The following is a 13,950-nucleotide window of genomic DNA, read 5'->3' as shown; positions in this document are numbered from 1 at the left end:
CCCGCCGGTACAAATAGAGACACCTTAATATCCCCGGAGAGGGACCACAAAAGGAGGAGAAATATGAGGAACAAAAAAGTAGCGAAAATTGCGGCGCTCCTGTTGGCGGCAGCTATGGTAGCAGGCTGTGGAAACGGCGGAAATGCGGGCACAACTGCAGCCGGAACCACCACAGGAACTACGGCAGGCTCCCAAGAGACCAAGGGAGGAGATGAGACGAAGGTGCCTTCCAAAGAAGGCGAAGAGAAGATCGTGACCCTTGCCGGTACAGGCCCCTGGGAAGCGCTTCACCCGTTCCTGTCCAACAGAGACACCCATGTGGCGTTCCTGTATCCCATGTATGAGTCCTGGGTTACCACAACAGCCAGCGGAGAGATCAAGCACCGTTTGTTTGAGAGCTGGGAGCAGTCTGAAGACGGTTCCACGCTGACCTGTAAACTGAATGAGAAGGCCACCTGGTCTGACGGCGAGCCGATTACGGCCCACGACGTGGAGTTCACCATGCAGCTGGCTTCCGACCCCAAACTGGACCCGGCAGGCGGCCGTCGGGTAGTGAACAATTTTACAGGCACTGACGATCAGGGCGTTCGGATTGAAGGCGAAGAACTGGGGGTAAAAGCGCTGGATGATCATACGGTAGAACTGAAATTTAAAGAAGATAAGACTTCCACCGTGCTGGCAGAGTTTTACAATCTGCGCTATACTTACACACTGCCGAAACACTGTCTGGAGGATATCCCGGTAGAAAAGGTGCTGACCGACAAGTTCTGGGAAAACCCTGTTACATCCGGCGCTTTTACTCTGGATAATATCATTTCCGGAGAAAGAATGGAATATGTGGCAAGAGAAGACTACTATCTGGGAAAACCTCAGATGGACCGTCTGATCATCCGCGTGATTCCTGCAAACAACATCCTGTCCGCTATGCTGGCGGGCGAGGTGGACGGCACGGTATACGGCTCCCTGATGTCCTACAGCGATTATCTGCTGGCGAAGGATAACGCGGATCTGGTATGTACTGAAAAGCCTGGCTTCGGCAACTCTCATATCTTGCTGAACAACGAGAAACTGGATCAGAATATGCGTCTGGCCATTGACCATGCCATCAATAAAGAGAGTATAATCAACGACGTTCTGTATGGATATGCAAGACCGGCCATCAGCGCAATCGTTCCTGAAAATCCTTACCGCAACGAAAATGTAGAAGGAAATCCTTATGATCCTGAAAAGGCAAAAGAGTATCTGGCACAGTCCAGCTATGATACCAGCAAGCCCCTGACCTTTATCATGAGTTCCGCAAATACCCTGGGCCAGACTATTGCCGTTCTGGTACAGCAGCAGCTGGCAGCCATTGGCCTGCAGATGAACATCGAGACGTATGACGCGGCGACGATCAACTCCAAACTGTTTGACGGCGAGTTCGATCTGGGCCTGATGGGCTCGGCGTCCACTCCTTTTGAACCCTCCGAAAGCCGTTTCTACTTCCAGCTGGCTCCCAATGGCTGGAACCGCATCACAGATGAAAAGTGGCTGGATGTGTATGCAGAAGGTCTGAAGGGCCTGACAACAGAGGAAAGAAAGCCTGCTTACGACAAACTGCAGGAAATGCTTGTAGAAGAAGTACCGATGGTATTCCTGTACCATGCTGACATGCTGTTTGTAAACAGCAAAAAGATCAGCGGCATGCCTTATGACGACTTCTCTCTCAAGGGCTGGGCGTACGAAACCTGGACCGTTGAATAAAACGTTCTGACTTGTGCTTACAGCGGGGTCCCGGAGAAAGAGGCCTCGCTGTAAGGCCAAATGAGACTGACAACCGCAGAAAAAGGAGATTCTACCATGGAAACAATGACAAAAATGGAACGTGTAAAAGCGGTTCTGGAAGGAAAACCTGTAGACCGCCCGCCGTTTATCGCCTGGGGGCCTCATCTTAACCTGGAAGACAAACATATCGGTGATTTTACAAAGGCTGTGATCGCTTATGAGAACCAGCATGATTTTGATATTCTGAAAGTGATGCAGAACGGCCTGTACAACACAGAAGATTACGGACAGGTGATCGACGAGACCACAGACAGTGAAGACGCGTGCTTTAAAAAGACCCGTATCGCTGCGTTCACTAAAATCGAGGACCTGCAGAATGTAAAAACTACGGATGTGACCCAGGGCGCCATTGCCCGCGAGACGGAGATGATCAGGATTCTCTGCGATTACTATAAGGACACCGTGCCGGTGCTGCCCACCATATTTGGACCTTACCGCATGCTGTGCCAGCTGACCAGCTATGGAAATAAGGCCCAGCAGCCCGCGTTTCTGGACGGCGGTATGATGAAATTTGCCAGAGAAAACGAGGAATTGTATTTTCATGTGATGGACGTGCTGACACAGCAGGTGGTCAATATCATGGATGCATTCCTGAAGGTTGGAGCCGCCGGTTTCTTCTACTGCCCCGGAGGCACATATTTTGACAACATCGCGGAGGAAGATTATCTGAAATATATCCGTCCCTGGGATGAGGTGGCCCTGAAAGCCATTGAGGGCCGCGCATGGTTCACCATGCTGCACATCTGCAGCGCCAAGGTCTGCTTCATGGATCACATGCTGGATCTGCCCGCCCAGGCCCTGAACTGGGAAGACGCCTCTCCGGATAACCCTTCCCTGGAAGAGATCCGCGCGAAATGCGATAAGGTGCTGATGGGCGGAGTGGACCGCCACTCTGATTTCTACGGCGGAAATCGTGATAAAGTAAAAGCTGCTCTGAAAGAGAAGACAGTTGAGGCAATGCGCCAGGCGGGTCCGAAATTTATCGCGGCAGTAGGCTGCGAGAGCCCCAGAGAGATCACCCACCGCTTTGTGGTATGGCGTGAGGTAATGGCGGAGCTGGCTGAATAATTCATTTTCTAAAATACCTTCCCCTATGCATAAAGAAGATACAGGAACCGGCGGGGACGCAAGGATAGCGCGCTCCGCCGGTTTTGAAAACTGGAAGCAGACACCTTGCAGGGTGAGCAGGAGAAAAACATGAAGAAGACATTGGTAATCGGAGGTTTTGGAAATATTGGACTGGGCGTGACAAAAGCGCTTGTAAACGAGGGATATGACGTAACTGTAACAACACTTCCTATGGAGGGCGAAAACCCTGTGCCGGGTACAAAATGGGTCCAGGCGGACCGGAAGGACGCGGAAGGGTTCAGGAGCGCGGTAGGCGGCGGTTACGAGTATGTGATAGATTTTGCCTGTTTTACACTGGAGGACGCCGAACAGGATTACGAGCTGTTTTCCGCGGATGTAAAACATATGATTGCAGTTTCCACCGGCGCTTCCTATGGCGCGCTGCTGGGAAGGGAGATTCCCATCAGAGAGCATATGGTCCAGCGGCCCACCTGGGGCTATGGCGTGACGAAAAAGGCAATGGAAGAATTCTTTTTTGATAAATTCAGAAAAGAAGGGTTTCCTATCACTATTTTCCGGCCTACAGTAACCTATGGCAGGGCCGGAACACTGGTGAGACAGATCGGCATGGACAACAGCTGGGTGGACCGAATTAGGAAGGGAAAGCCTATTGTAACAGGAAATCCCTATATTCTAAGAAATTTCCTGTATGTGGATGATGCCCCGGGGGCTTTTCTGGGAGCGCTCAGGCATGAATGGTGCAAAGGCCAGGCCTATAACCTGGGAGCCATGAGAGGCTGGGACTGGGGAGCTTATCATACCGCCATGATGGAGATTTTGGGCAGAGAAGTGGAGATGGTGGAGGTCCCTTTAAAAACCCTGCAGTCCAGCCCGCATTTTGAAGTATCTCCTATGATAACCACAAATTTTATCTACAATGGGCTGTATGCAGGAGACAAGATCGCCAGGGATATTCCTGAGTTCTGCCCCTGCACAGACCTGAAGACCGGCCTGACAAAGGCGCTGGAATATCTGGAGGAACGAAATCTGATTCCGGACAGTGATGAAATGACATGGGAGGATGAGCTCATTGAAGCGCAGCGCCAGTCTGTCATCTATCTGTCCGGCCTGAAAAAATAAAAAAGGAGGCGCGGTATGAAAGTTGGATCTATGACAGTTCCTCTGCAGGGAATGCCCCTGAGAGATGCGCTGGCATACTTGAAAAATATCGGAGTGGAGGCAGTGGAGGTGGGCGCCGGAGGGTTTCCGGGAAAACATCACTGCGATCCCAAGGAGCTGCTGAAGGACAAGTCCAGGCTGCGGGAGTTTTCCCGTACCTTTGAGGAAGCCGGAATTGAGCTGAATACCCTGAGCTGCCACGGCAACCCTATCCATCCCAATAAAGAAGTAGCCGCCAGGGCACATGAAGAATTTACAGATACCTGCCGGCTGGCCTGTGAGCTGGGCGTAAAAAAAGTAGTAACTTTTTCCGGCTGCGCCGGCGATTCCCCCGCTTCCCAATACCCGAACTGGGTGACCTGCCCCTGGCCGGATGATTTTCTGAAAGTGCTGGATTACCAGTGGAACGACTGTCTGCTTCCCTATTGGGAAAAGGCAGGGGCGCTGGCAAGAGAAAACGGCGTGAAGGTAGCTTTTGAAATGCATCCTGGTTTTCAGGTATATAATACAGCCTCCATGCTGCGTTTTCGGGAAGCGTTGGGAGATACCTTCGGCGCAAACTTTGATCCGTCCCATCTGATCTGGCAGGGTAATGATATAGTTGCTTCAATCCGCGAATTGAAGGGGGCCATCTATCATTTTCATGCCAAGGATACAAAGATCGATGCGATCAACACTGCACAGAAGGGCGTTCTGGATACTGTACCTTACGGCGAGGAGTCAAACCGGTCCTGGATTTTCCGTACAGTAGGGTACGGAAACGGGCAGGACTTCTGGAAGGATGTGATTTCTGAGCTGCGCATGGCCGGCTATGATGATATTATCAGCATTGAGCATGAAGACAGCCTGATGTCCGTGGAAGAAGGCTTGAAGAAGGCTGTGGCGATGATACGTGAAGTAATTATTTCTGAGAAGCCCGCGGATATGTGGTGGGCGTGAGGACAGGAGGAAAAAAGATGAAGATCGGGTATGCGATGTATTCTGCAAGAGAACTGACCACAGATCCTGAGTCCATGAGAAAGGTGCTCTCAGAGATCGCAAAGATGGGCTACCAGGGTGTGGAGTTCTTTCTGTATCATGATACAGAGCCTGGCGAGCTGAAAAAAATGCTGGAAGAGTTTGGCCTGGAGGCGATTGGCACCCATGTGCATAAGCCCAGGTGGGACGCGGATGCCCAGGGCGAAATAGATTATGCGGTAAAAGCCGGCATTCCTTATCTGGTGTATCCGTATGTGGACGCATCCCTGCGGACAGAAGAATATTACCGCGCCCTGCCCGCAATATTAAAGGATCTGGCCGCTCAGTGCCGGGAAAAGGGTATTCAGCTGCAGTACCATAATCATGACTTTGAATTTGAGAAAATAGACGGCATGGCTGTGATGGACTACCTTCTGGAGCAGGAAAAATCCTTCACATTCGAACTGGATACCTTCTGGTGCCGTTATGCGGGCATAGACGCGATGGGCTACATGGAGAAGCTGGGGAGCCGCGTTCCCATGATCCATATCAAGGATTATCTGGGAGCCGGAAAAGACGGCGTGGAATTCACCGCCATTGGCACCGGGAAGCTGGACAATACACAAGTGATTCTGAAGGCCAGGGAAATGAATAAGGACTGGCTGATCGTGGAGCTGGACAACAGCCCGCTGCACCCGCTGGAAAGCGCGCGGATCAGCATTGAGGCGATCAGGAAAGTACTGGGCCTGACGGGAGTGGGAGACTAAAAAAAGCTTGTCAATCAGAGGATAATTGTATATAATCAATAGGCAGGGGCTGTTGCAAAGCGAAGAAGTTTTTGCAGCGCCCTTTTCCTGTAATTTAATGAAACAAGCTGCGGGGAAGGTTTCAGAGCATATGATATATCAAACGTCCTGTGGGAGGAACGCTATGGGGAAAAAGGGAAATCTGAAACGTCAGCTTCGTTTTCTGGGGTATGATAACGTGAGCCTGGACCGGTTTATGGTGCGGGTGGGACGTTCTCTGGATGAGGTAAAGAAGGAACTGGGAACGCCGGGAGGCGGAAAAGGGAACGGAAAATCCGGCAGAAAGTGACCGGGCAGGAGAATTTATGGAAGAAATGATATTATCTCTGAGGGGGATAAGAAAAAGCTTTGGGGATGCTGAGGTATTAAAAGGGATCAGCTTGGATGTGAAGCAGGGTGAATTTATTACGCTGCTGGGTTCCTCCGGCTGCGGCAAGACCACCACGCTGCGGATCATAGCGGGTCTGGAGCAGCCGGATGAGGGCCGGGTGATTCTGGAAGGGAAGGACGTCACCAGGGAAGAACCCCATAAGCGGGATGTGAACACAGTGTTTCAGAGCTATGCGCTGTTTCCCCATATGGATGTGGCTTCCAATGTGGCGTATGGCCTGAAAATCAGAAAGGTTCCCAAAGAGGAGCAGAAGAAGCGTGTGAAGGAAGTTCTGCAGCTGGTGCAGCTGGAGGGTTTTGGAAAGAGAAAACCTTCTGAGCTGTCCGGCGGACAGAGGCAGAGAGTTGCGATTGCAAGGGCGATTGTAAACAATCCCCGGGTTCTGCTTTTGGATGAGCCCTTGGGCGCTTTGGATCTCCAGCTGCGCCGCCAGATGCAGCTGGAGCTGAAAAGGCTGCAGAAAAAACTGGGGATCACATTTATTTACATCACCCATGACCAGGAAGAGGCAATTAATATGTCTGACCGGATTGTGGTGATGAATGCGGGCTCTTTTGAACAGGTTGGTACCCCGGATGAAGTGTATCACCATCCCCGCACCAGCTTTGTGGCAAAATTTGTAGGAAGCGCCAATATTATTCATGAAGAAGGAAAAACCCTGGCAGTGCGCAGTGAGAACCTGCTCTTCGCAAAGCAGGGCGCATCTGACAAATATTGCGTCCGAAATGGGGCTGTCAAGGAAAAATCCTTTGCGGGAGGCCTTCTCCGGGTGGTATTTGTGCTGGAGGACGGTACGGAGCTGACAGCCAGCCGTCACGGAATTGACACGGATGTAAGAGAAGGGGAACAGGTTAAAATCGGCTGGCTCCCTGAGCACGCGGTGGAGGTAGAGGACGACCTCCCGGAAGAGGGGACGGGAAACCCGGGGACGGGCGGGAGAATGCCCCGGGAGAAGCTGGAAGCTGCGGAGCTGAAGGGAGACCGGTCATGAGCCGCCCGGCGTCCGGCGCGGCAGCCGGAAAGATCGGCGGCGCGGGCAGAAGATCCCGCGGAGTTTGGCTGACGGCGCTGCCGCTGTATCTGTTCACTATTGTTTTTGTGGCCGGCCCGCTGGTCTATATGCTGGTGCTGAGCTTTCAGACAAAGGCTGAGGGCTGGGGGGTGGAACAAGTATTTACCTGGAACAATTATCTGCGCATTCTGGACCCTGTTTATCTGGATACCTTTCTGCAGTCTCTGAAGCTGGCGGTATCCACCACGCTGCTGGTGGTGCTGATCGGCTATCCCTTCGGATACTTTATGGCAAAATTATCACAGGCATGGAAAAGGCGCATGATGATGCTGATCATGATACCGTTCTGGACCAGCTCTCTGATCCGGCTTTACGGCTGGATGATATTGCTGCAGGCAAAGGGCGCCGTATATCAGACAGTCCGTTTTTTAGGATTTGACATTGATCCGCTGAAGGTACTGTATACATATCCTGCTGTGCTCATCGGCATGGTGTATGCCCTGCTGCCTTTTATGATGCTGTCGGTGTATTCCAGTGCGGAAAAGATGGACTGGTCGCTGGTGGAGGCCGCCAGGGATCTGGGCGCTTCGCCGATGAAAGCCTTTTTGTCTGTAACGCTGAAGCTGACCATGCCGGGCCTGCTTTCCGGCGTGATTCTCACCTTCGTGCCGTCCATGGGACTGTTTTTTATCGCGGATATCCTGGGGGGAAATAAGATCGTCCTGGTGGGCAGCCTGATTCAGGATCAGCTGACCCGGGGAGCTGACTGGCCCTTTGCCGCGGCGCTGGCCGTGGTACTGATGATCATGACCACCCTATTGATCTTTCTGTATCAGAAAGTGACCCACAGCACGGAATTGGAGGGATTATTTTGAGAAACAGAACAAAGCTTCCCGCCGTATTTCTTGCGGCAGTAATGGCGGTCATGTATCTGCCGATCCTGATGGTGGTGATTTATTCATTTAATGCTTCAAAGCTGACTGCCATCTGGGGAGGATTTTCTCTGGACTGGTATGGTAAATTGTTTCAGGACAGGGAAATCCGTGAAGCGCTGGTCAACAGCCTGGTGGTGGGCGGGCTGAGCTGTCTGGCAGCCGCGGTCATCGGCACTCTGGGGGCATTGGGGAATTCCAGGCTGCGGCTTCGGTCTAAAGGGGCGGTGGAATACATAGCGACGCTGCCCATTATGATCCCCGAAATTATCCTCGGCATGGTATTTCTGGCGTTTTTCAGCCTGCTGGACCTGCCAAATGGAATGCTGACCCTGGTAATCGCGCATACTGCATTCTGTATTCCATATATTTATATGATGGTGAAAGCAAGACTTGTGGGAATGGACCATTCTCTGGAAGAAGCGGCCAGAGATCTGGGCGCCACGCCGGTGCGGACATTTTTTACAGTGACCCTTCCCCTGCTGCTTCCCGCAGTGGCTTCCGGCTGCCTGCTGGCTTTTGCCATGTCTTTTGATGATGTGATCATCAGTATTTTTGTTACCGGGCCGAAGGTTACCACCCTTCCGGTGAAAATATATACCCAGATGAAGACCGGCGTTACGCCGGAGATCAATGCCCTCTGCACAGTGATGCTGGGCGTAACGGTGATGGTTCTGCTGCTGTCCGGGTTATTCCGGAGGCTGGGCAGAAGGACCGGACAGTGAAGGAGGAAATTTTTTATGAGACTAAAAAGAAAATGGATTGCTGTTGTAATGGCTGCGGTATTGGCCATAGGAACATTGGCTGGCTGCGGAGGTTCTCCGGCAGAGCCGTCCGCGCCCGGAGGACAGGAAACAAAAGCCCCTTCCGGCAGCGATGAGACAAAGGCTTCAGGAGACAGGGAGCTGGTGATTTTTACCTGGGATCTGATGTTCCCGGAGGAACTGCTGAAAGATTTTGAGGAAAAAACAGGGATTAAAATTGTCTACTCCAAATTTGATACGGATGAAGCCATGCTGCAGAAGCTGAGTGCGGCAAAGGGCGGGGACTATGACCTGGTGATCGCGGACGATTATATTATTGAAAACGCCATTGCCCAGGGGCTGGTACAGAAGCTGGACACCTCCAAGCTGAAAAACTATGGGAATATCAATCCTGTTTTTCAAAGCCAGTTTTTCGATCCGAAAAATGAATACACGATCCCCCATGGGGCAGGTATTCCTTTAATTGTTTACGATCCGGAGCAGGTGGATTTTGAAATCAAAGGCTATAATGACCTCTGGAATGAGTCGCTGAAGGGCAGCGTCGCGCTGACGGCCAATTCCCGGGTGATTATCGGCATGACCCTGCAGGCCATGGGAGAATCCATGAATACAGAAGATCCTGCGGTTATTGAAAAAGCCGGTGAAAAGTTAAAAGAACTGGCGCCTAACGTGAGAATGATTCAGGACGACAATACCCAGAATGCGCTGTTGAACGGAGAGGCCAGCGTGGCATACCTGTATACTTCCCAGGTTTATGCTGCGCTGAACGCGAACCCCAATCTGAAGGTCTGCGTGCCGGAAGAAGGCCTGGGCTTTGGCGTGATGGGAGCGTTTATCCCTTCTGCGGCCCCCAATTCCGCAGAGGCGTATGAGTTCCTGGACTACATGCTGGACGCCGAAGTGGCGGAGCAGATGTTTGAGTTTTTGGGCTACTACTGCACCAACAAGGCGGCGGAAGCCCTGATTCCGGAAGAACTGCGGGAACTGCTGGTGGCGCCGGAAGGCCGTACCATGGAAATGGTAGAGAATGTGAATAATGAGGCGACGGAAACATATAACAAGGTGTGGACCGAATTTAAAGCGGCCTGCAACTAAAATAAAGGGCCGGGGCAGCTGCATCAAAGCGGCTGCCCTGCCCGTCTATAGAATAAGAAAATTTTTCTGTTTCATGACAGGACAAAGGAATTCATATGGATGAAAAAATTGCACGCCTCTTCCAAGGCTGGGAGGAAACCATGATATGGTCCTGCCTGCAGGGGCACATGGGATATGTGATTACGGACGGCAGGGAAACCCCTGCTGCTGCGCAGATCGTGGTTGGAGATTTTTGCTTTTTTGCGGGAAATCCGGATAAAGCGCTGATACGCCGGGCAGCGGCGCCGATTGTGACGCCGCAGAATGAAGACTGGTGCAGGGCGATAGAGGAAGAGCTGGGGGAGAAGGCCCAAAAGGCTCTGCGCTATGCGATCCGCAAAGAGCCGGATGTATTTGACAGGAAGAAACTAAAGGGATACACTGAGGCCCTCCCGGCAGGATTTTGCCTCCGGCGGATTGACGAAAGCCTGAATGAAGCGCTGATGGGGGAAGAATGGTCCAGGGATTTCTGTTCCCAGTTTCTCGGGGCTGAGGACTTTGTGAACAGAGGGCTGGGGATCGTGGCCCTGTATCAGGGAAAGCCGGTGGCAGGTGCATCTTCCTATACAATTTATACCGGCGGGATTGAAGTTGAAATCGATACCAGGCCGGATTTCCGGCGGATGGGTCTGGCTTTGGCCTGCGGAGCCAAGCTGATTCTGGAATGTCTGGACCGTGGCTGGTACCCCAGCTGGGATGCCCACGATCTTCGCTCCGTGGCCCTTGCCGAGAAGCTGGGATACCATATGGATGGCCCCTATCCGGTGTACTTTATTTAAGCTGGGGGATGTGATATAATAGGGATATCTTACCATTAAGGAGGAGAAGGCGATGAAATTATCATTTAGTTCACTGGGGTGTGTGGAGAAATCACTGTCAGAAACCATCGAACTGGCAGCGCGGCTGGGGTTTGACGGCGTAGAATTGCGCGGGGCCAACGGGACCATGAACCTGTGGGAAAACGAAGAATTTTCTCGGGAAAATTTGCCGAAGCTGAGGAAATATCTGGCTGATGCCGGGATTGCGCTGACAGATGTGGGGACCAGCGTGAATTTCAGCCAGGGCACAAAGGAGAGCACCAGGAAAGCGCTGATGGAGGCGCAGAGATTTGCGGAGATTGCCGCAGAGCTGGAAAGTCCTTATATCCGCATTTTCGGAGGCAGGATTCCGGAGGGGATGGTACGGGCGGAATGTGAAAAATGGGTAGCGGAAGGCTGCGCAATGCTGGGAGATCTGATGGAGCTGTATGAGGTAATGCCGCTTTTGGAAACCCATGATGATTTTTCTACAGGCGTGTCTGTGAGAAGGGTGTTGGACATGTCAGGCCAGAAAAATCTTGGCGTTGTGTGGGATATTCTGCATCCCTACCGCTGGGGCGAAGCGCCGGAGGAGACCTGGGAGCTTTTGAAAGGCAGAGTCCGTCATGTACATATCAAGGATGCCAATCAATTTGACCGGGATGGCTTTGATATCGCCATGGTAGGAGAAGGGCGCGTGCCTGTGAACCAGATGCTTCAGACTTTGAAAGAGAATCAATACGACGGATTCCTTTCCCTGGAATGGGAAAAATGGTGGCATCCGGAAATTGCGGACGGGGAAGCTGCATTTGCGGCTTATATGGAGTTTATGAAGAGCTGGAAGTAGGATTTTATTTGCGGGGAGAGTCGCAAAGAGGCGGCAGAGAAAACTCCGGAGACTCGATGCCTGACGGCTATAGTCTCCGGAGTTTTCTCTGCTGCCTCTCTGCCAAAGGACCTCCGGCCGCAATTGTTTTTTAGATACTGGGATCTAAGGCATGGTGTTATTTTGGGGACAGATATGGGCTGCAGCACATTTTAGTGCGGCAGCTCCTTTTTATGATACAGAAAATTTTACCAACTCTTTTACATATAAAGACGCTCCGCAGAAGAGTGCAGGCGGGCATTTTTTCTGTGTTTCTGAGAAAAACACACCCTGAAGTATCTTCAAAATGAACTGTATGCTCTCATTTCTAAGATAAAGTATCCTTAAAATTAAGAGATTCTTGTAGCTATCCCCCCAAAATGATATGTTGGGAACAGAAATTGACGGAGAAAGAGGGGGTAACTGGAATGAATCAGAAAAAAAGGCGTCTTTACCGGAACAGGTATCTTTTTCTCATGATGCTTCCTGCGCTGGTACTGCTGATTGTCTATCGGTATATTCCTATGGCGGGGCTGGTTATTGCTTTTAAAAAGTTTAGCTTTGCCAAGGGCATTTTTGGAAGCGACTGGGTGGGCTTGGATAATTTTATATTTCTGTTCACCAAACATCCTCAATTCCTTCAGTTAGTCTGGAATACGCTGGCAATCAATTTACTGAAGCTGATGTTTTATTTCCCTGTGCCGGTTATTCTGGCGCTGCTGCTGAATGAACTGAAAAGCGCCAGATTAAAAAAATGGATACAGACTACGATCTATCTGCCGCATTTTGTATCCTGGGTTGTTTTTGGCTCTATTATTATCCAGTTTTTGATGCCTTCCACTGGAATTGTGAATGCAATTATTAAGATGTTTGGCGGCGAACCGATTTTCTTTCTGGCCGAGCCAAAATACTTTCGGGGTATCGTGGTGATTACAGAGATTATAAAATCTGCCGGGTGGGGAACGATTTTATACCTGGCGGCGCTGACCTCCATCAACCCGGAATTATATGAAGCCGCTTCCATAGACGGAGCCAGCAGGTGGCAAAAGATGAGATTTGTCACCCTGCCGGGAATATCAGGCACCATTGTGGTGCTTCTGCTGCTGGAAATCGGCAGGATGATGGATGTGGGCTTTGAACAGATCTATGTGCTGGCCAACACACAGGTGTATTTGGTGGGAGATGTGCTCAGCACTTATATCTACCGGATCGGCGTCGGCCAGGCCCAATTTTCCATAACCACTGCCATAGGCCTCTTTCAATCGGTAGTAGGCCTGATTTTAATTGCCAGTGCGAATTTCACCTGCAAAAAACTGTTTGATAAAAATCTTTGGTAGGGAGGCTGGAAGATGATTAGGAAGAAATTGGATTTTGGCAGGATTATCATTGGGATTGTGCTGATCGGATTTGCCTTTTTGTGCCTGATTCCTTTTTACTACATTCTGATGGTTTCATTCAGTGATCCGGCGCTGGTTAAGGAAGGAGAGGTGATTTTGTTTCCAAAAGGCTTTTCCACAAAAGCCTATGAGATGATCATACGGGACCAGAAATTTTTCAGGGGCTTTGGCGTAAGCGTGTTCCGCACGGTGGTGGGGACTGCGCTGGCAATGATTGTGCAATGCATGTTTGCATATGCTGTGTCCAGAAAACACCTGGCAGGGCGCAAATGGTTTATGAAACTGGTAATATTTGCCGTGCTGTTTAACGGCGGAATTATTCCAACGTATCTGACAATCTGCTACACTGGTATTTTCGATACCATTTGGGCCCTGATCCTGCCCATGGCGGTGAATCCCTGGAATACCATTATATTGATCAGTTTCTTTTCCGCACTTCCGGAGGGGCTGGAGGAATCGGCGGTAATTGACGGGGCCAGCGACGTTAAAATATTCTTTAAGATTGCAATGCCTCTTTCAAAGCCTGCAATCGCAACCATCGGTTTGTTTACAGCGGTATCCCATTGGAACGCGCTGATGGACGCGGTCATTTATATTAATGATTCTAAGCTGAAACCGCTGCAGTCCTATCTGATTGATCTGGTCATGCGTTCCAGCACTCAGGAAATGTTCGGCAGCATGGCGGAACAGGAGATTCCCACACTGAGCATACAGACAGCGGCTATATTTGCCTCTACGCTGCCCATATTAGTAGTCTATCCCTTTGTACAGAAGTTTTTTGTAAAAGGGGTGATGATAGGAGCAATAAAAGGATAGGAGGAAGG

General features: G+C 50.9%; 14 protein-coding genes. All 14 read left to right on the top strand.

The annotated features are described in order from the left end of the window. The first annotated feature begins 63 nt into the window (after positions 1–63). The 14 genes from EV209_RS10315 to EV209_RS10255 all read left to right on the top strand — a co-directional run bounded on the left by EV209_RS10315 (position 64) and on the right by EV209_RS10255 (position 13,942). Positions 64–1,743 (top strand): ABC transporter substrate-binding protein, encoded by a 1,680-nt coding sequence (locus EV209_RS10315; RefSeq protein WP_130435388.1) that lies wholly within the window; start codon positions 64–66, stop codon positions 1,741–1,743. Between the two features lie 60 nt (positions 1,744–1,803). After that, a complete protein-coding gene (locus EV209_RS10310) occupies positions 1,804–2,892 on the top strand; it encodes a uroporphyrinogen decarboxylase family protein (RefSeq protein ID WP_130435387.1) in 1,089 nt (362 codons plus the stop codon). 129 nt (positions 2,893–3,021) lie between these two features. Then, on the top strand, positions 3,022–4,032 hold the full coding sequence (locus EV209_RS10305; protein ID WP_130435386.1) for an NAD-dependent epimerase/dehydratase family protein: 1,011 nt from the start codon (positions 3,022–3,024) through the stop codon (positions 4,030–4,032). Between the two features lie 15 nt (positions 4,033–4,047). Continuing rightward, on the top strand, positions 4,048–5,010 hold the full coding sequence (locus EV209_RS10300; protein WP_130435385.1) for a sugar phosphate isomerase/epimerase family protein: 963 nt from the start codon (positions 4,048–4,050) through the stop codon (positions 5,008–5,010). 17 nt (positions 5,011–5,027) lie between these two features. Further along, entirely contained in the window at positions 5,028–5,795 is a 768-nt protein-coding gene (locus EV209_RS10295; RefSeq protein ID WP_130435384.1) for a sugar phosphate isomerase/epimerase family protein, read from the top strand. A gap of 163 nt (positions 5,796–5,958) precedes the next feature. After that, positions 5,959–6,123 carry a hypothetical protein gene (locus EV209_RS16355; protein WP_165388896.1) on the top strand — a complete coding sequence of 55 codons (165 nt, stop codon included), beginning with the start codon at positions 5,959–5,961 and terminating at the stop codon, positions 6,121–6,123. A 16-nt stretch (positions 6,124–6,139) separates the two neighbouring features. Then, positions 6,140–7,216, top strand: a complete 1,077-nt coding sequence (locus EV209_RS10290) for an ABC transporter ATP-binding protein (protein ID WP_130435383.1) — start codon at positions 6,140–6,142, stop codon at positions 7,214–7,216. Next, complete coding sequence (locus EV209_RS10285; RefSeq protein ID WP_243647571.1) at positions 7,213–8,112, top strand: ABC transporter permease; 900 nt, start codon at positions 7,213–7,215, stop codon at positions 8,110–8,112. The genes EV209_RS10290 and EV209_RS10285 overlap by 4 nt, the downstream gene beginning before the upstream one ends. Then, positions 8,109–8,894: an ABC transporter permease gene (locus EV209_RS10280; RefSeq protein ID WP_330521103.1), complete on the top strand. Its 786-nt coding sequence runs from the start codon at positions 8,109–8,111 to the stop codon at positions 8,892–8,894. Before EV209_RS10285 ends, EV209_RS10280 begins: the two co-directional genes overlap by 4 nt. A 15-nt stretch (positions 8,895–8,909) precedes the next feature. Further along, positions 8,910–10,028, top strand: a complete 1,119-nt coding sequence (locus EV209_RS10275; protein WP_130435382.1) for a polyamine ABC transporter substrate-binding protein — start codon at positions 8,910–8,912, stop codon at positions 10,026–10,028. Between the two features lie 95 nt (positions 10,029–10,123). Further along, positions 10,124–10,846 carry a GNAT family N-acetyltransferase gene (locus EV209_RS10270; protein WP_130435381.1) on the top strand — a complete coding sequence of 241 codons (723 nt, stop codon included), beginning with the start codon at positions 10,124–10,126 and terminating at the stop codon, positions 10,844–10,846. A 52-nt stretch (positions 10,847–10,898) separates the two neighbouring features. Further along, positions 10,899–11,711, top strand: coding sequence for a sugar phosphate isomerase/epimerase family protein (locus EV209_RS10265; protein ID WP_130435380.1), 813 nt, complete (start codon positions 10,899–10,901; stop codon positions 11,709–11,711). 446 nt (positions 11,712–12,157) lie between these two features. After that, positions 12,158–13,066 (top strand): ABC transporter permease, encoded by a 909-nt coding sequence (locus tag EV209_RS10260; RefSeq protein WP_243647569.1) that lies wholly within the window; start codon positions 12,158–12,160, stop codon positions 13,064–13,066. Positions 13,067–13,078: 12 nt separating this feature from the next. Beyond that, positions 13,079–13,942: a carbohydrate ABC transporter permease gene (locus tag EV209_RS10255; RefSeq protein WP_130435379.1), complete on the top strand. Its 864-nt coding sequence runs from the start codon at positions 13,079–13,081 to the stop codon at positions 13,940–13,942. The last annotated feature ends 8 nt before the right edge of the window (positions 13,943–13,950 follow it).

This window comes from Cuneatibacter caecimuris, from assembly GCF_004216775.1.
Classification (GTDB): domain Bacteria; phylum Bacillota; class Clostridia; order Lachnospirales; family Lachnospiraceae; genus Cuneatibacter; species Cuneatibacter caecimuris.
This window is presented reverse-complemented; position numbering and strand designations above follow the sequence as displayed.

What these genes read in the sequence shown, in the direction of transcription:
- EV209_RS10315 (WP_130435388.1), top strand. Translation starts at nt 64, where the DNA reads ATGAGGAACAAAAAAGTAGCGAAAATTGCGGCGCTCCTGTTGGCGGCA.
- EV209_RS10310 (WP_130435387.1), top strand. Translation starts at nt 1,804, where the DNA reads ATGAGACTGACAACCGCAGAAAAAGGAGATTCTACCATGGAAACAATG.
- EV209_RS10305 (WP_130435386.1), top strand. Translation starts at nt 3,022, where the DNA reads ATGAAGAAGACATTGGTAATCGGAGGTTTTGGAAATATTGGACTGGGC.
- EV209_RS10300 (WP_130435385.1), top strand. Translation starts at nt 4,048, where the DNA reads ATGAAAGTTGGATCTATGACAGTTCCTCTGCAGGGAATGCCCCTGAGA.
- EV209_RS10295 (WP_130435384.1), top strand. Translation starts at nt 5,028, where the DNA reads ATGAAGATCGGGTATGCGATGTATTCTGCAAGAGAACTGACCACAGAT.
- EV209_RS16355 (WP_165388896.1), top strand. Translation starts at nt 5,959, where the DNA reads ATGGGGAAAAAGGGAAATCTGAAACGTCAGCTTCGTTTTCTGGGGTAT.
- EV209_RS10290 (WP_130435383.1), top strand. Translation starts at nt 6,140, where the DNA reads ATGGAAGAAATGATATTATCTCTGAGGGGGATAAGAAAAAGCTTTGGG.
- EV209_RS10285 (WP_243647571.1), top strand. Translation starts at nt 7,213, where the DNA reads ATGAGCCGCCCGGCGTCCGGCGCGGCAGCCGGAAAGATCGGCGGCGCG.
- EV209_RS10275 (WP_130435382.1), top strand. Translation starts at nt 8,910, where the DNA reads ATGAGACTAAAAAGAAAATGGATTGCTGTTGTAATGGCTGCGGTATTG.
- EV209_RS10270 (WP_130435381.1), top strand. Translation starts at nt 10,124, where the DNA reads ATGGATGAAAAAATTGCACGCCTCTTCCAAGGCTGGGAGGAAACCATG.
- EV209_RS10265 (WP_130435380.1), top strand. Translation starts at nt 10,899, where the DNA reads ATGAAATTATCATTTAGTTCACTGGGGTGTGTGGAGAAATCACTGTCA.
- EV209_RS10260 (WP_243647569.1), top strand. Translation starts at nt 12,158, where the DNA reads ATGAATCAGAAAAAAAGGCGTCTTTACCGGAACAGGTATCTTTTTCTC.
- EV209_RS10255 (WP_130435379.1), top strand. Translation starts at nt 13,079, where the DNA reads ATGATTAGGAAGAAATTGGATTTTGGCAGGATTATCATTGGGATTGTG.